Genomic DNA, 16,548 nt, shown 5'->3' with positions numbered 1-16,548 from the left:
TCCGGATGTCGACGGCTCTGCTTCTTCCTGCCCATGTCCTGGTCCTCTCTGTCCTCTCTCATCTCCCGCGCCGCAGGTCGGGTGCTCAGGCCCGGTCCTGCTCGGCGCCGACCTGCTGCGCCACCTCGGCGACTGCTGCACGGACCGGGGCGGAGCCGGTGAACAGCAGCCCGTCCCCGTCCAGGACGCCCATCTCGCGCAGGGTGACCAGGTCCTCGAGCACGTCCTCGAGCAGCACCTGCGCCCCGCGGACCAGCCACTCCTCCCGCGCCTCCCAGAGGTCACGGGCCACCTCCGCTCCCCAGGGGTCGCGCAGGCGGACCCCGCAGGGCCGGCAGGCCATCGGCAGGATCGCGAGGGTCAGCTGCGAGGACGGGTGGCGCTGACGGACGGTCTCCGCGCCGTGCAGCAGGAACAGGGCGGAGACCAGCAGACGATGCGCCCCGTCGAGATGGCCGATGGGGTCCGCTCCCGGCTCCGGCGGCGCGGGGACCGGCCCGGGGCCGATGCGATCGCCGTCGACGCGCAGCCAGCCTCCGTCGAGGAGGTCCCGCAGCAGCGCGCTCGCGTCCCTCGGAAGGATCGGCTCGGCCCCGGGGTCCTCGCCCCCGGAGGGTGCCTCCCCCGGCAGGGCCCGCAGCGTGGAGCACAGGCGTGCGAGGTCCTCCCCGGCGAGCACGCCGCTGGGCTCGTAGGGGCGCCCCTCCCCGATGTGCCGCAGCGCGCGGGCGGCCCGTTGCACATAGCGGTTCCGGGGAGCCTGGACGAGGGCCTCGTCGAGGTCCGGGGCCGGCTCCGAACCCACACGGGGCATCGGATCGTCCCGGAGGAGGAGAGCCCCGGCGAGGTCGGCGCAGCATCGCGGGGCGAGGGGCCGGTCCAGGGTGAGCTCGCCGGTGGAGGGGTCGATCCGGAGCTGCGCGAGATCGCCCGCCGAGGCCGTCCCGTCCGGATGGTCCCTCGGCTCCGGAGCGATCCGGGCCGAGGGAGGGATGTTCCTGTGCGTGGTCTTCGTCGTCATGCGGTCCAGCGTCTTCCCCGGGACGTGCGCGGGGCGAGGCCCGCGCTCGGATTGGGGATAACTCGGGATGGGGAGGACCAGCTTCCTGACCCGACGATCGCGTGGAGCAGCAGGTCACGCTGGAGATCTGTCAGGAGCAGGCGGCGCCGCGGGCTCTGCGCCGGAACGCCCGGGGAACTCCGGATGAATTCAGTTGCCGCTGGGGAGAGGGGCAGGACATACTGGAGGAGCACACCCGTTCGAGGGCTTCTTCCCGTGATCTTCTGCGTTCACGGGAGGCCCGCTCGAGGCTCGCAGGTCATTTCCCGGAAGGAGGAGCCGTGTCGTTCACGAATTCGTCGCAGAACATCCCGTCATGGGAGCGGACATCATCCTCGCCGGGGCATCGCCCCCTTCCGCAGGGCCGCTCCCAGCGCCGCCGCCCCGCGGGTCCGGGCCCCCGCACGAGCCCGGAGGCGCCTCCCGCGCCGCCCGAGCGCAGCACCCTCGCGATCCGACCTCTGAGCCTCCCGCTCGGCGTCTGATCCTCATGCGTCACGGCCGCCCCGCATCGGCCGTGACCTGTGCCCATCGCCCTCGGCAGCGGGCCTCCGCCCTCCCCCTGTCCGCAGGGGATCCGGGGGCGCGATCCCGACGGGAGGACGGCGCCGCGAACGGTCCCTGCGACCGCTCGCGCAGGCCGGATGCGGGGGCAGCCCCCGCCCCTCCCACGGGTCCCCTGGCACCGGGACATCCAGAGCCGCGACCGTGCCCGCACGGTCCTGCGGAGAGTGCCCACCCGTCGCGTCGTGCGCCCCGGCCATCCGGTCGGGGCCGCGGCCCGCACCTGCTCCCGTCGCGCCGCCCCCTCCGGGCGGCGACGCGGCGAGCACCCCTCCGCCGACAGGACGCGCCTGACGGCGCGACCGCCTGGAAGGAGGCGAGAGACATGACCGCCGCATCGGCGAACCTCCCGACGACCCTGCCCGGTACCGCTGCCCCCGTGAGGATGTGGCTGCCCGAGCAGGAGGTCGAACCTGCCGCGCTCCAGCAGCTGCGCACCATCGCAGACCTCCCCTGGGTCCATGGCCTGCGGGTCATGCCCGACTGCCACCTCGGCAAGGGCGCGACCGTCGGCTCGGTGATCGCGATGCGCGGCGCCGTCTCCCCCGCGGCGGTCGGCGTCGACATCGGCTGCGGCGTCGCCGCGCTGCGCACCGACCTCGTCGACGACGATCTCGAGGATCTGCACGCCCTCCGCTCCGCGATCGAGGCCGCGATCCCCGTGGGCTTCCACGAGCACTCCGCCCCGATCGGTGACGGCATGCTCACGCAGCTGGGCGTGCGTGCCGGGACCGACCGGTTCTGGGACGGCTTCGCGGCTCTGCCCGAGAAGGTCCTCGGCCGCGAGGCGAAGGCCCGCCGCCAGCTGGGGACGATGGGCGGCGGCAACCACTTCGCGGAGCTGTGCGTGGATGCCCGCGACTCCCGGGTGTGGATCACCCTGCACTCGGGGTCGCGGAACATCGGCAAGGAGATCGCGGAGGTGCACATCGCCCGTGCCCGGGGGCTCGAGCACAACCGGCACCTCGCCGACCGCGACCTCGCCGTCTTCCTCGCGGACACGCCCGGCATGGACGACTACGTGCGCGACGTGCACTGGGCGCAGGAGTACGCGGCCCGCTCGCGCGCGATCATGATCGGCCTGCTGCGAGCGGAGGTCGCACGGCATTGGGCCGCGCGGGGTCGGGAGGTCGCCTTCGACCTGCCCATCAACTGCCACCACAACTACATCTCGATCGAGCAGATCGACGGCGAGCACATGATCGTCACCCGCAAGGGCGCGATCTCCACGCGCGAGGGCGGTCTCGCCCTGATCCCCGGGTCGATGGGCGTGGGCTCGTACATCGTGCGGGGTCTCGCGAACCCGGACTCGTTCTGCTCGGCCTCCCACGGCGCCGGGCGCCGGATGAGCCGGACCGCGGCGAGGCGCTCGTTCACCCGCGAGGACCTCCTCGCCCAGACCGAGGGCGTCGAGTGCCGCAAGGACACCGGGGTGATCGACGAGATCCCCGGCGCGTACAAGGACCTGCATGCGGTGATGCGGTACCAGAGCGATCTGGTGGAACCCATCGCCCACCTGCAGACGGTGCTGTGTGTGAAGGGATAGCGGGCCGGAGGCCGGACCGCGGGAGAGCAGGAGGAGAGGAGGCCCCGACATGGGGATCGTGAAGGTCTTCAACAAGGGATACGACCCCGCGACGGGGATCGGAGAGCTGCTGCACACCACGACGGTCCGCCACGCCTTCGGCATGATCCGCCGCGGCGTCGCGGACCCCGTCGAGCTGATGCTCGCCGCGGAGGACCGGATCGTGCCCACGGCCCTCGAGCTGACCCGCGAGCTGTCCGGCGCCTGGGTCGAGGGCGCCGGCAGCCGTTCGGTCGGCTTCTCCTACCGGGCCGTGCACGAACGGGATCACTGGACCTGCGCCTACTGCGGTCACAGCGTCTCCAAGAGCCCCGCCCGCGAGGCGCTGCTGGCGACTGTCGACCACATCCAGCCGGTCTCCCGCGGCGGGGAGTCGTCCTGGCTGAACCTGGTCAGCGCCTGCAAGGAGTGCAACAACCGCAAAGCCGATCGCACCCCCGAGGAGGCCGGCATGCCGCTGCGCTTCGAGCCCTACGACCCGGCGCTCGCCTACCGGGTCGGCGGACACGTCGAGACGCTCCCCCTCGCGGGCTGACGGTGATCCGGAGGCGGGCCGGGCTCGACGTCCCTCCCGCGCGGCAAGCGATGCACGCCCGTGGGCCGAGCTCCCGGCTCCGGTTCCCGGGCGCCACCGCATCCACACCGCACCCCACCCGCCGATGCGAACGTCACCGCAGGTCGGAAGCCTGGAAGACGATCCGGTCGCGGGCATCGCCGGACTCGAGGCCCGTCTCGTAGAGCACTCCGACGGAGTCGGCATCGAGCATGACCATGTCGGAGTAGCCGGAGCGGTTCAGGGTCAGCGTGTCGGTGCGGGCCCAGCTGTCCCCGGCATCGGTCGAGACGAACACGCCCAGGTTCTTGCGCAGCGTGCCGTGCTGGGGCGCGGCGTACACGAGCGTGTCCGTGGCCGGACGACCGGGCTGCACGGCCGAGAGCACCGAGCCCTGCACCTCCGGGGTGGTCAGCAGGTCGCTCTGATAGGCGAAGGTCTTCTCCTCGAAGGTCTCCCCGCCGTCGGTGCTGCGGGCGACGGCACGGGAGAACTCGCGGGTCTCGACGCTCTTGGGACCCTTGCGGCTGCGGCCGATCGCGTACAGCCCTCCGTCCGCGGTCTCCGCGACCGCGACCTCGGAGAAGTGATCGGCATCGGCCGGCATGGGCGCGCTCGCCCCGGCCTGCCAGGTCACGCCCCCGTCGTCGCTGTGGATCAGCCCGCCCTGGGAGCGGTCGGACTGCGCGGTGTTCAGGTAGTTGACTCCGGCGACGAGGCGACCCCGATGCGGTCCGTGGGTGAGCTCGATGCCGTGCTGGGGCCCGGTCGCGTACCAGCCCTGCTCGGGGAAGCCCGGCTTCACGGAGTCGGTGAGGTCCGCCGCCTCCGACCAGGTCCGCCCGGAATCGTCGCTGTACTGGACGAAGGGGCGGCGCTCGGCCCGGGAGCCCTCGACGTTCCAGGTGCTCAGCAGGACGATCCGTCCGGCGTGCTCGCCCTGGGTGAGGACGATGGGCACGGGGTTGCCGCGGGTGGCGCCCACGTCGCGCCCCCACGGGTCGCCGGCGAGGATCGTCTGCGAGTGCGACCATGACCAGCCGCCGTCGGTGCTGCGGCGCATGACGAGGTCGATCGAGCCGTCGTCGTAGCAGTATCCGGCGGACTCGCTGCCGCGGCGCGCCTCGGCGAAGGCGAGCAGGCTGCCGTCCGGTGCACGGACGATCGCGGGGATCCGGAAGCACTCGAAGCCGTCCTCGCCCTTGTCGAAGACGGTCACGCCGTCGGTGTGCGCGGGCCAGTCCCCGGAGGTCCCCTCATCGGCCGATGCGGGGCCCGCGAGCGGCAGGGCCACGGCGAGCACCGCCCCGGCCGCGAGAACACGGGCGGAGAGCGAGGAGAACGAGGAGAAGGAGGAGGACGCGGAGGAGGTCGAGGGGGTCATGACGGATCATCCCTTCACGGCGCCGGTGAGGACGCCCTGGGCGAAGTGCTTCTGCAGGAACGGGTAGACGAGGAGGATCGGGACCATGGAGACCACGAGGATCGCCATCTGGAGCGAGGACTGCGGAGGCAGGAACTCGGTCGCGAGATCCGCCTGGCCCATCGCGGTGTCGCCGACGACGTAGGTGCGCAGCACGAGCTGCATCGGCCATTTCGCGGCGTCGTCGATGTAGAGGAGCGCGGTGAAGAACGAGTTCCAGTAGCCGACGGCGTAGAACAGGCCGATCACCGCGAGCACGGCCTTCGACAGCGGCATCACGATGCGGGAGAACACGGTCCATTCCCCGGCGCCGTCGATGGTCGCGGATTCGGTGAGCTCGTCGGGGATGTTCTGGAAGAACGAGCGCAGCACGATCACGTTGAAGCCGCTGACCATCGTCGGGATGATGAGGGACCAGAGGCTGTTCAGCAGGCCGGTCTGCTTCACCATGAGATAGACGGGGATGATACCCGGGGAGAACAGCATGCCGATGAGCACGATCAGCAGGATGGGCCTGCCGAGCACGAAATGCGGGCGGCTCGTGGCGTAGGCGAGCAGGCACGAGACGAACAGGCTCAGCGCCGTGCCCACGACGGTCACCCCGACGCTCACCAGCAGCGCGCGCGTGACCACGCCGCCGCTGAAGAGTGCCTGATAGGCCGTCAGATCGATGCCGCGGGGCAGCAGCACCAGCCCGCCGGCGCGGCTGATCTGCTCGCGCGGCGCGATCGAGGTCGAGATGACCGAGACGAACGGCAGGATCACGAGAGCGCACAGCACGCCCAGCACGAGGATCTTCACCGCGCTCTCCCCCATGCCCGGCGCGGGCTGACCGTGGACCAGCACGGACCGTCTACTTCTTCGTCGGGGACGCATACACGCCTGCCTCTCCGATCATGTGGGCGAGCTTGTTGGCCCCGAGGACGAGGACCACGCCGACCACGCTCTTGACCAGGCCCACGGCGGTCGCCATGCCCCAGTTCCCGCCGATCACGCCGCGGTTGTAGACATAGGTGTCCAGCACCTCGGATCTCGCGAGCCCGACTGCCTGCTGCTGCAGGAGGATCTGCTCGAAGCCGACGCTCAGCGACGTGCCCAGCTGCAGGATGAACAGCAGGATGACCACGCCCTTCATGCCCGGCAGGGTCACGTGGAGGAGCTGTCTCCAGCGGCCGGCGCCGTCGACGGCGGCGGCCTCGTACAGATCGGAGCTGATGGCGGCGAGCGCGGCGAGGAAGATGATGGTCGCCCAGCCGGTGTCCTTCCACAGCACCTGGGCCAGCAGCAGCGGCCGGAAGAGCTCGGGGTTGCCGATGATGCCGAGCGCCTCGATGCCGTGGGAGCGCAGCACGTTGTTCAGCAGCCCCGCCCCGCCCAGCAGCTGCTGGAACAGGGCGACGACCACCACCCAGGACAGGAAGTGCGGCAGGTACAGGATCGACTGGACGATGCGCTTGATCCGCTCGCTGAGCAGGGAGTTCAGCAGCAGCGCGAGGACCACGGGGGCGGGGAAGACGAGCACCGCCTGCAGCAGGGTGAGGATGAGGGTGTTCACGAGCGCGTTCACGAAGGCGGGGTCGCCCTCGTAGATGACCCGGAAGTTCTCCAGCCCCACCCAGTCGCTGCCCCACACCCCGCGGTAGGGCCGGTAGTTCTTGAAGGCGATGACGTTCCCGAGCACCGGCAGGTAGTGGTAGATCATCAGCACGAGGAAGCCGGGCAGCGCGAACAGCAGCAGCAGGCGGTCGCGCCATACCTTCTGCCAGAAGGTCGGGCGGGGACGCGCCTCGTCCCCGCCCGCAGCGGACCGGGTCCTCGCCCGGTCCTCGTCGAGGCTCGTCATCGCGCTCACGCGAGCCCCGATGCCTCATGCGCCTCGGCGAGCTCCTCCGCGATCCGGGCGCCGCCGTTCTCGCGCCAGGTCGCGACGACGTCGGGGTACTCGGAGAGGGAGCGTCGCCCCTGCACCATCTCGTTCATCGCGTCCCAGACGGGCGTCTCGATCTCCGCGGCCTTCTGGTCGCGGGTCGCGGAGTACAGGCCGTAGCCGTCGTCCTTCGACAGCACGTCCTTCATGCGCTCCTGCACCGCATGCTGCCGCTCCGGGACACCGGGGTCGCCCGGGAAGTAGTAGGCGGTCGGGGCATCGCAGATGTACTGCAGGCCGATGCCGACCTCCTGCACCCCGCGGGAGGTGGGGATCGGATCGGTGCCGTCCAGCTCGTGCTGCTCGCCGCGGACCCCGTACTTCTTCAGGAGGTACTCGGCGGTGCCGAAGGGGGCGGCGAGATAGTTGGCGATGCCCAGCAGGGTCTCCGCGGAATGGGAGGAGTCCGCGGAGAACCCGGTGATGTTGTTGAGCGCGCCGCCCAGCCATTGCACGGGCTCCGCCCCCTGATAGGAGGGGGCGACGATCCCGCCGACGGAGAAGTCGGGGGTGCCGAGGTTCTCCGACTCGTACTGCGTCCAGGCGATGAAGGAGTCGTAGTCCATCGCGGCGGAGCCGCCGGAGAACCATTCCTTCCGGGTCGAGGCGTTCGCGACGAAGGAGTCCGGGTTCAGCACGCCCGCCTCGAACAGCTGTGCCTGCGCCTCGAGGCTCGCGGTCATGTTCTCGTGCTCGATGTAGTGGGTGAAGGAGCCGTCCTCGGCGCGGTGCCAGCCGTTCGGGATGCCGGCGGCCATGTGGGCGATGTTCGCGGGCACGCGTGTGAGCGCCCACGTGTTCTCCGCCGGGCGGGTCAGCTCCCGGCACAGGTCCACGAACTCATCCCACGTCGTCACCTGCACATCGGGATCGACCCCGCGCGCCTGCAGCAGGTCCCGTCGGGTGAGGACGACGAAGTTGCGGGAGAACAGCCGGGGCACGGGGACGCCGTAGATCGCGCCGTCCGCGACGCAGCCGCGCCAGTACTCGGGTCCCAGGTTCGCGAGGTACGGGTACGCGGAGACCGCGTCGCCGGACAGGTGCTCGGTCAGGTCCATGCACGTCGCCGAGAGCAGCCCGGGCAGGTCCGGGGTCGTCACGGGGATGTTGATCATGTCGGGCAGGTCACCGCTGGCGATCCGGGTCTGGAACTTCGTCTCGTAGTCCGCGTTCGGCGCCATCTCGATGCGCAGCTCGGAGCCGATGGCGGTGTTCATGGCCTGCCAGAACGGGTTGTCGGCCATCTGCGGCGGGATCGCCCCGGGGATGTTGGTGATGAAGGAGACGGGCTCGCCGTCGCCGGGCGGCTCCTCGACGCCGACGATCGGATCCGCGGGGTAGGTGCGGTAGCCGTCCAGGAGGACGTCGTCGCCGGGCCAGTCCGGCGGGGCGCCGTCGAACGGCGTGTACGTCGGCAGGGCGAGGTCACCGCCTGCGGTCTGCCCCGAGCCGTCGCCGGGGCCGCTGCAGGCGCTGAGGGCGGCGCCGGCGCCCAGGGCGGCGGCGCCGAGGACAGCCTCGCGGCGGGAGATGTGGACCATGGGGTTGCTCCCCTCGTCGGGTCTGAGCCGTCGTCGTCGACGGATGCGGACACTATGACATGGGATGTCCTGCCCGACAACCCCCACCGTGAACCGCCGCACCATGGCACTCATTCACACCCCCACGCCGCCCCCGCCCCTCAATATCCGCCTTTCATCGCAGGTCACGGCCTCTAATGGACCAGGATCGACACCACCGGAACCAGTATCTCTTGCTGACAGGAGGGCACCGTGACATAGTACGTCCCATGAGTTCCAGGCCCTCTGCCCCCTCCACGCCGCTGCCCGGGATCCGGTGCAGCACGGTGCTCACCCCCGCGGACGTCGGCGCCGCCGCCGTGCGCATCCCGGCCCTGCTGCGCTGCACGGACGGACAGGTCCTGGCCTTCGCCGAGGCCCGGCGCGACGGCCCCGGCGACACCGGGGAGATCCACGTCGTCGGCCGCAGCCTGCCTCCCGGCACAGCCGCGGCGAGGATGGCCGCGCAGGCCCCCGGGATCCCCGCGCCTCCGGCATCGACCCCCGAGGAGTCCCGGGGCTGGTCCGGGCCCACGATCCTCGCGCAGGCCGCGGGGCGGACGATGGGGAACCCCGCCCCCGTGGAGGCGGCCGATGGGAGCATCCTCCTGCTGACCACCTCGAACGCCGCATCAGCTCACGAGGAGGAGATCCGCGCCCGGGCGGTCCCCGAGGCCGAGGGCCGTCGCGTCCATGTCACGCGCCTGGGCCCCGACCTCTGCCGGATCGGTGCGACCTCGGAGATCACCGCCGCGGTGAAGGATCCCGCCTGGGGCTGGTACGCGACCGGCCCGGGCCACGGCGTCCGCCGGGAGGACGGCACGCTGGTCATCGCCGCGAACCACTCCCGGCCCGACGGCCGCTATGCCGCGCACGGTCTGGTCAGCGACGACGACGGCCACAGCTGGAGGATCGGCTGGATAACCGAGGACGTCGCCGGTGCTCGCGGGCCGAACGAGTCGTCGCTCTCGCTGCTGCCCGGGGAGGGCGGGACGGACCGGCTGCTCGTGACCTGCCGCAACGAGGAGCGCGGGGATGCCTCCCGGCGGATCATCGGCTCCCTCGACCGCCTCCCCTCCCACGCCCCGCTCCGAGCCGGCCCGCTGTTCGCCCCGCTCTCGGGATTCCCCGGGCCGCGCATCCAGTGCGGCCTGGTCGCGACTCCGGGGCTGGAGGGCGTCGAGGCCCTGCTCACCTCGCCGGCCCGCGCCGGGTCCCGGACGGACCTGACCCTGTTCGCGATCGCCCACGGACGATGCACGGAGCTCGGCCTGCTCCTGGCCGGACCGGCGGGCTACTCGGATCTCGCCCTGGACGGCCCCGACCTGCTGGTCCTGGTCGAATGCGGGGACGAGCGCACGCACGAGCGCATCGCGCTGCTGCGCGTGCCGCTGACCACGATCGCGGCGGCCGCCGCGGCGCACCTCGGGGCGGGCCCGGGCGGCGCACCCCACCACGGCAAGGAGCAGACCGCATGAGCGCATCCCTCGGAACCGGGGTCATCATCCCCGTCCTCACCCCCCTGGACCCCGGCGGCGAGGTCGACGAGGCCTCGCTGCGCCGCCTCCTGGACCATCTGCTGGACCACGGCGTCGACGGCGTGTTCCTGCTCGGCACCAGCGGGGAGTTCGGCTTCCTCACCGACGCCCAGCGCGTCGCCGTGGTCACCGCGACCGTCCGGCACGTCGACGGGCGCGTGCCGGTCCTCGTGGGCATCAGCGACACGGCGACGGCGCGCGCGATCGAGCAGGCCCGCCTGCTGCTGCCGCTCGGCGCCGATGCCGCGGTCGCGACGGCCCCTTTCTTCGCGGAGACGGGCCCGCTCGAGATCGGCGAGCACTTCCGCCGCATCGCCGAGGCGATCGGGGACGTGCCGCTGCTGGCCTACGAGAACCCGCCGCGGGTGAACGGCATGTCGATCCCGGTTCCGCTGCTGCTGGACCTCGCCGCCGAGGGCGTGATCGCGGGCGTGAAGGACTCCTCGCCCGATCAGGGGCACCTGCTCTCCCTGCTCGCGGGCCGGTCCGCGCGGGGGCTCTCCGCGCTGCGGGTCCTCTCCGGTTCCGAGACCGCCGCGGCCGCGGCGATCCGGGCGGGGGCGGACGGCCTCGTCCCGGGCCTCGGGAACGTGGATCCGGGCGGCTATGTCGAGCTGCTGCGCCTGGCCCGTGCCGGGGACCCCGGGGCCGATGCGCTCCAGGCGCGGCTGACCGCCCTGTTCGGCATCGTCGACATCGCCCCGCAGGCGCCGATGGGCGGCAGCTCCCGGGCGCTGGGGGCCTTCAAGGCGGCGTGCCGGCTGCTGGGGGTGATCGCCGAGGACCGCTGCGCGGTGCCATCAGTGCTGCTGGGGGAGGCCGACCGCGCGGCGGTCGCCGCGGTGCTCGCCGCCCACGGCCCCGCGGGCGCGGCGGCAGGATCGGCGCGCGCGGCTCGTACAGTGGGCCCATGAACGCCTCGCCCGCCGCGGACCCGCCCGGTCGCCCGCGCAGCAACCAGGAGCGCCTTCAGGACGCGATCAAGCAGCTGATCCTGTCGCGGCAGCTGCACCCGGGGGACATCCTGCCCACGGAGAGCGAGCTGATGGCGCTGCTGGGAACGAGCCGGAACCCTCTGCGGGAGGCGATGAAGGCCCTCCAGGCGCTGGGCTTCGTGGAGATCCGGCACGGGCACGGCACCTATGCGGGCTCCCTCCCGCTGAGCCCGCTGCAGGACTTCCTGTCCTTCCGGCTGCGCCGCTCGATCGGCACGGATCTGCGGGAGGTCGGGGATCTGCTGCAGCTGCGCGAGGCGCTCGAGGTGGGGATGGCCTCCGACGTGGTGCGCACGCATCTGGCCCACGGGACGGAGGAGCTGCGCGGGATCGTCGGGCAGATGGAGGCGAAGGCCGCAGCGGGCGAGTACTTCCCGGACGAGGACCTCGCCTTCCACGGAGCGCTGTACCGGCCGCTGGGCAACACGCTGATCCTCGAGCTGCTCGAGGTCTTCTGGAACACGTTCCACCTGATCGACGCGGAGCTGCCGGGGCCGCACTACACCCCGGCGGAGGCCTGCGCCTGGCATGCGGGCCTTCTCGCCGCCCTCGAGCGCGGCGACGCGGACCAGTACCGGTGGCGGATGCGCGAGCACTTCGACGGGATCCGCATCCGCATATCCCGCGCGGATCACGGCCCCGCCGAGGCGCCGGGGCCCTGAGCCCCGGACGCCTCGGACCGCCGGGCACCGCCGTGGCGGCTCAGGCCGCGACGCCGGCGGGGAGGATGCTGAGCGGCTCCTCGCGGATCCGGGCGAGGGCGAGGGCGATGCCGCCGCGGGCGATCACGTCGCGGCCCAGCCGGCTCGCGCGGAGCTCGGGGAAGGGCGGGTAGAAGTCGGCCTCGAGGGTGCTGCGCGCATGGCCCAGGACCGGGCCGATGCCCGCGGCGATCCCCCCGGCGATCACGATCTCCTCGACGTCGAGGACGCTCTCCAGGATCACGGCGACGTGGGCGAGGCGACGGCCCAGGCGGCGCAGGATCCCCTCGGCCAGGGCGTCCCCAGCGGCAGCGGCCGCGAACACCGCCTCCGCGTCGAGCTCGCCGGGGGCGAGGTCGCGCAGGCAGGAGGGGATGTCGGTGCGCGCGAGCTCCCCGCGCGCCCAGCGCCGGGCGAGGGCACCGAGGCCGTCGACCGCTCCGGCATCGGGGTCCTCGCGCACGAGGACGTCGAGGAAGCGCATCTCGCCGGCCCCGCCCCGGCCGCCGCGCAGCAGGCGCCCGTCGACGATGAGCCCGGCCCCGAAGCGCTCCCCGGTCAGGAGGGTGGCGACGTTGCGGCGGGGGCGCTCGGCCTGCTCGGCGAGGGCGGCGAGGTTGGCATCGTTCTCGAGGATGACCAGTCCGTCGAGGCCGTCCTGGAAGCCGGCATTCATGACCTGCCAGAAGGCGCCGTCGTCGTCGGGCGAGCGGCCTTCGGCATCGACGGGAGCGGGGACGCCGATCACGGTGATGAGCAGCTCCGCGCTCTCGCGGCCGGCGGCGGCGAGGACCGCGGCGGCGAGCTCGCGGACCAGGGCGACGCGTCCGTCGCGGTCGAGCTGGGCGGGGTCGGCGCGACGATGCTCCGCCGCGAGCTCCTGTCCGCGCAGGTCGGCGAGGATCGCGTCGAAGCGGCTCTCCCCCGCGTCGATGCCGAGCACGACGCCGGCGGAGGGTCGCAGCCGGTAGCGGCGGGCGGGGCGGCCGCGACTGGAGATCCCGGCGGCGCGCGAATCGGCGATCTCCTCGAGCCACCCGGCGTCGACGAGGTCCCCGCACACCCCGAGGACGGTGGCCCTGGTCAGTCCAGTCGCGGCCATCGCCTCAGCCGCCGTGAAATCCCCGTTGGCCAGCGCGAACCGCAGCAGCTCGCCGCTGTTGATGCGGCGCAGCAGCCGGGGGGAGCGAGCCGTGCTCTGGGGCATGCCTTGACAGTACCGGAGGAGGGACCCATACTTTCTGCAGATCTTAAATCTACTGTCTAAATCTTCTGGTTCCGGGTGATCGCCACCCGGTTCCCACCCCGCTCCCCCGATCCGGCACGGCGATCCCGTCCGGCCCCGGGGATCACGGCTTCCACCTAAGCTGGCAGTCCCTCGGCCGATGCCGTCCGGGGCTCGCGGCGCGAGGGATCCTCCTCGCCTCGACGCCCCTGCCGTCCTCGGCCTCCCGCCCCGGGCGTCCGCGCCCATCCGCAGAGAACCCGGCCCGAGCGCCGCCTCACCCCTTCGAAGGAGACGATGGTGTCACCTACTTCCCTCTCCCGGCGGCAGCTGAGCAGGCGAGGCCTGCTCGCCGCCGGCGGGGCCCTCGCCGCGACCAGCCTCGCCGGCTGCGGATCGGGCCGCCCGAGCGTGACGTTCTACCAGTCCAAACGCGAGATCTTCGACCACGTCCAGATGCTCCTCGGCGAGCTCCGGGCCGAGCAGCCGAACTACAACTTCGTCCACGACGTCGCCTCCAACCTCTCGGCCGGGTTCGCGCGCCGCAACCCGCCGGACGTCGCGCTGCAGAACTACAACCTCGAGATGTCGAGGTTCCGCGAGCGCGGGGGCCTCTCGGACCTCTCCGACATGGAGGAGGCGTCCCGGATCCGCGACGACATCAACGAGCTCGCCGACTGGTACCCGCCCTTCCCCGGGGAGACCAGCGTCCTGCCCTGGTCCGTGGCGAGCGCCGCGGTGATCTACAACCGCGGGATCTTCGACGAGCACGGGCTCTCCATCCCGACGACCTGGACCGAGTTCACCGAGCTGTGCGCTGCGCTCCAGGACGCCGGGGTCACGCCCATCTACGGCACCTTCGCCGATCCGTGGACCCTGAACCAGGGCATGTTCGATTACACCGTCGGCGGCATGACCGATGTCCGCGCCACCTTCGAGACCATGACCGAGATCGGTGAGGACGTGGGTCCGGACTCGGAGGACTCCTTCTCGAAGGCGTGGGCCGAGCCGATCGCCCGCATGCTCGAGCTGCTCCCCTTCCACCAGGAGGACGCCCCCGCCCGCACCTACAACGAGGGCAACACGGCGATGGCGCAGGGCAAGGCCGCCATGCTGCTGCAGGGCCCCTGGGCGCTGCCGGAGATCGCCAAGGCGGAGACCGGCGTCGAGATGGGCATGTTCCCGCTGCCCGTGACCGAGGACCCCGCGGACCTCAAGATCCGCGTGAACATCGACCTCGCGCTGTGGATCCCGCGATCGGCCGATCAGCAGGAGGGTGCCCGGGAGCTGGTGAAGTTCTTCATGCGCCCCGAAGTCCAGGACACCTACAACCAGGACTTCCTGTACCTCGGCACGACGAAGGACGCGCCGCCCGCGACCGACCCCCGGATCGTGGAGATGCAGAAGTACTACGACGAGAGCCGCTTCTACATGGGCGCCTCGCAGTTCATCCCCTTCACCATCCCGTGGGCGAACTACCTGCAGGCGATCGTGTTCGGCGAGAAGCCGGAGACGATGCTGGCCCGCCTCGACCGCGAATGGGCGAGCATCGCGTTCCGCTCCTGAGCACGTGACCCTCTCCGAACCGACCAAGGATCCCGCCATGTCAGAGTCGACATCCACCGCTTCACGGGCGAGCGCGCCTCCGCCCCGCCCCGCCCCGGCCAAGGAGTCCCCGCGCTCCCGCCGCACCGACCCGGTCTACTACCTCTTCCTGTTCCCGGCGCTGATCGTCTTCAGCCTTGCGATCACGCTGCCCGCCGTGCTGGGCTTCGGCTACTCCTTCACGAACTCCATCGGCTTCGGCGAGTGGCGGTTCATCGGGGTCCGGAACTACATCGCGGCCTTCCGCGACGAGGGCATCGTCAGCGCCTACGCCTTCACGCTCGGCTTCGCCCTGGTCACGGTCATCGTCACCAACGCGATCGCCTTCTTCCTCGCCCTGGGCCTGACCGCGAAGATCCGCCTGCAGCGGACCCTGCGCACCGTCTTCGTGCTCCCGATGGTCATCTCCGGCATCATCATCGCCTACGTCTTCAAGTTCCTCTTCTCGAACACCGTGCCCGCGATCGCGCAGTCCCTGGGCATCGACGTGCTGTCCGAGTCGATCCTCGCCAACGAGAACCTCGCCTGGATCGCCCTGGTCATCGTGCACGCCTGGTCGACGATCCCGCCGGCGCTGCTCATCTACATCGCGGGCCTGGTCACCGTCCCGGAAGACGTCTACGAGGCCGCCTCGATCGACGGAGCGTCGCCCGCCGGCAAGCTGTGGCACATCACGCTGCCCCTCGTGTCCGGCTACGTCGTCATCAACACGATCCTCGGCTTCAAGGGCTACCTCAACGCCTACGACATCGTCGTCGGCCTGACCGACGGCGGCCCGGGCGTGGCGACGCGCACGGTCGCGATGTCGATCATCCGCGGCTTCGAGGGCGGCGACTTCGGCTACCAGATGGCCAACGCCGCCGTGTTCTTCATCATCAGCATCGTCATCGCAGTCCTCCAACTTCGCCTCACCCGCGGGAAAGCGAGCTTCGGATCATGAGCACCATCTCCGCGTCCTCGGGGCGCATCCCGCCCAAGGCCTCTCGCGAGCGTTTCAACATCCCGGCGACCATCATCCTGCTGGTCTGCGGACTCTCCGTCGCGATCCCGCTCTTCGTGGCCGTCAACATGTCGCTGAAGACGACCGCGCAGGCCGTCGACGGCCGGGCGTTCACCCTGCCGGCTCCGTTCTCCGGCGAGGCCTTCGCCGAGGCCTGGAGCCTCACGGACTTCCCCCGCGCCCTCGCGATCAGCGGCATGATCACATTCGTGTCCGTGGTCGGGGAGATCGTCATCTCCGCGCTCGCCGCCTACGCGATCGTCCGCAACTGGCACCGCCGCCTGTTCCGCTGGTCGTTCTTCTACCTCCTGGCCGCCATGTTCATCCCCTTCCCCGTCGTCGCCCTGCCGCAGGTGCAGCTGACCGGCATGCTGGGGCTGGACAACCCCGCAGGCGTCGCGATCCTGCACATCGTGTTCGCCCTCGCCTTCAACACCATGCTGTTCACCGCCTTCCTGCGCTCGATCCCTCTCGAGCTCGAGGAGTCGATGCGCATGGACGGCGCGACCACCTGGCAGGTGTTCTGGAGGCTGATCTTCCCGCTGCTGGGCCCGATGGCCGCGACGGTCGGCATCTTCGCCTTCCTGCAGTCCTGGAACGACTTCATGATGCCCAGCCTGATCATCTCGAACCCCGAGCTGCAGACCCTCCCGGTGCTGCAGTCGATGTTCCAGGACCAGTTCAGCAACAACTACAACGTGTCCTTCGCGAGCTACCTGATGGCGATGGCCCCGGCCATCATCGTCTACCTGTTCGCGCAGCGCTGGGTGATCTCCGGCCTCACGCAGGGCGCCGTGAAGTGAGCTGACCCCT

Annotated in this window: 14 protein-coding genes; 8 read left to right on the top strand and 6 right to left on the bottom strand. The window is 71.3% G+C overall.

The features are described from left to right. Positions 1-85: 85 nt before the first annotated feature. Positions 86-1,021 carry a hypothetical protein gene (locus ACFFF6_RS04890; protein ID WP_376978748.1) on the bottom strand — a complete coding sequence of 312 codons (936 nt, stop codon included), beginning with the start codon at positions 1,019-1,021 and terminating at the stop codon, positions 86-88. A gap of 928 nt (positions 1,022-1,949) precedes the next feature. Here ACFFF6_RS04890 and ACFFF6_RS04885 point away from each other — a divergent pair. Further along, complete coding sequence (locus tag ACFFF6_RS04885) at positions 1,950-3,170, top strand: RtcB family protein (RefSeq protein ID WP_376978746.1); 1,221 nt, start codon at positions 1,950-1,952, stop codon at positions 3,168-3,170. A gap of 49 nt (positions 3,171-3,219) precedes the next feature. Then, positions 3,220-3,744 (top strand): HNH endonuclease, encoded by a 525-nt coding sequence (locus tag ACFFF6_RS04880; protein ID WP_376978744.1) that lies wholly within the window; start codon positions 3,220-3,222, stop codon positions 3,742-3,744. A gap of 133 nt (positions 3,745-3,877) precedes the next feature. On the opposite strand, the gene ACFFF6_RS04875 is transcribed toward ACFFF6_RS04880, so the two are convergent. From ACFFF6_RS04875 to ACFFF6_RS04860, 4 genes are read right to left on the bottom strand one after another with little or no spacing between them, the layout of a single operon-like run. Further along, entirely contained in the window at positions 3,878-5,146 is a 1,269-nt protein-coding gene (locus tag ACFFF6_RS04875; RefSeq protein ID WP_376978742.1) for a sialidase family protein, read from the bottom strand. A gap of 6 nt (positions 5,147-5,152) precedes the next feature. Next, complete coding sequence (locus tag ACFFF6_RS04870; RefSeq protein ID WP_446680629.1) at positions 5,153-6,028, bottom strand: carbohydrate ABC transporter permease; 876 nt, start codon at positions 6,026-6,028, stop codon at positions 5,153-5,155. 10 nt (positions 6,029-6,038) lie between these two features. After that, positions 6,039-7,028: an ABC transporter permease gene (locus ACFFF6_RS04865; protein WP_376978738.1), complete on the bottom strand. Its 990-nt coding sequence runs from the start codon at positions 7,026-7,028 to the stop codon at positions 6,039-6,041. A gap of 5 nt (positions 7,029-7,033) precedes the next feature. Further along, positions 7,034-8,653 carry an extracellular solute-binding protein gene (locus ACFFF6_RS04860; protein WP_376978737.1) on the bottom strand — a complete coding sequence of 540 codons (1,620 nt, stop codon included), beginning with the start codon at positions 8,651-8,653 and terminating at the stop codon, positions 7,034-7,036. A gap of 248 nt (positions 8,654-8,901) precedes the next feature. On the opposite strand from ACFFF6_RS04860, the gene ACFFF6_RS04855 reads away from it, so the two are divergent. From ACFFF6_RS04855 to ACFFF6_RS04845, 3 genes are read left to right on the top strand one after another with little or no spacing between them, the layout of a single operon-like run. After that, complete coding sequence (locus ACFFF6_RS04855) at positions 8,902-10,149, top strand: exo-alpha-sialidase (RefSeq protein WP_376978735.1); 1,248 nt, start codon at positions 8,902-8,904, stop codon at positions 10,147-10,149. Continuing rightward, positions 10,146-11,123, top strand: a complete 978-nt coding sequence (locus tag ACFFF6_RS04850; protein ID WP_376978734.1) for a dihydrodipicolinate synthase family protein — start codon at positions 10,146-10,148, stop codon at positions 11,121-11,123. The genes ACFFF6_RS04855 and ACFFF6_RS04850 overlap by 4 nt, the downstream gene beginning before the upstream one ends. Next, on the top strand, positions 11,120-11,866 hold the full coding sequence (locus ACFFF6_RS04845; protein ID WP_376978733.1) for a FadR/GntR family transcriptional regulator: 747 nt from the start codon (positions 11,120-11,122) through the stop codon (positions 11,864-11,866). Before ACFFF6_RS04850 ends, ACFFF6_RS04845 begins: the two co-directional genes overlap by 4 nt. A 40-nt stretch (positions 11,867-11,906) precedes the next feature. On the opposite strand, the gene ACFFF6_RS04840 is transcribed toward ACFFF6_RS04845, so the two are convergent. Further along, positions 11,907-13,112, bottom strand: coding sequence for an ROK family protein (locus ACFFF6_RS04840; protein ID WP_376978731.1), 1,206 nt, complete (start codon positions 13,110-13,112; stop codon positions 11,907-11,909). 315 nt (positions 13,113-13,427) lie between these two features. Here ACFFF6_RS04840 and ACFFF6_RS04835 point away from each other — a divergent pair, with 315 nt between their 5' ends. Genes ACFFF6_RS04835 through ACFFF6_RS04825 form a run of 3 tightly spaced genes read left to right on the top strand, consistent with a single transcriptional unit; the run spans position 13,428 to position 16,538 of the window. Beyond that, a complete protein-coding gene (locus ACFFF6_RS04835; RefSeq protein WP_376978729.1) occupies positions 13,428-14,696 on the top strand; it encodes an ABC transporter substrate-binding protein in 1,269 nt (422 codons plus the stop codon). 37 nt (positions 14,697-14,733) lie between these two features. Continuing rightward, positions 14,734-15,675, top strand: a complete 942-nt coding sequence (locus ACFFF6_RS04830) for a carbohydrate ABC transporter permease (RefSeq protein ID WP_376978727.1) — start codon at positions 14,734-14,736, stop codon at positions 15,673-15,675. Beyond that, positions 15,672-16,538: a carbohydrate ABC transporter permease gene (locus ACFFF6_RS04825; RefSeq protein ID WP_376978725.1), complete on the top strand. Its 867-nt coding sequence runs from the start codon at positions 15,672-15,674 to the stop codon at positions 16,536-16,538. Before ACFFF6_RS04830 ends, ACFFF6_RS04825 begins: the two co-directional genes overlap by 4 nt. Positions 16,539-16,548 lie beyond the last annotated feature (10 nt).

The organism is Brachybacterium hainanense, assembly GCF_042434575.1.
GTDB lineage: Bacteria > Actinomycetota > Actinomycetes > Actinomycetales > Dermabacteraceae > Brachybacterium > Brachybacterium hainanense.
This window is presented reverse-complemented; position numbering and strand designations above follow the sequence as displayed.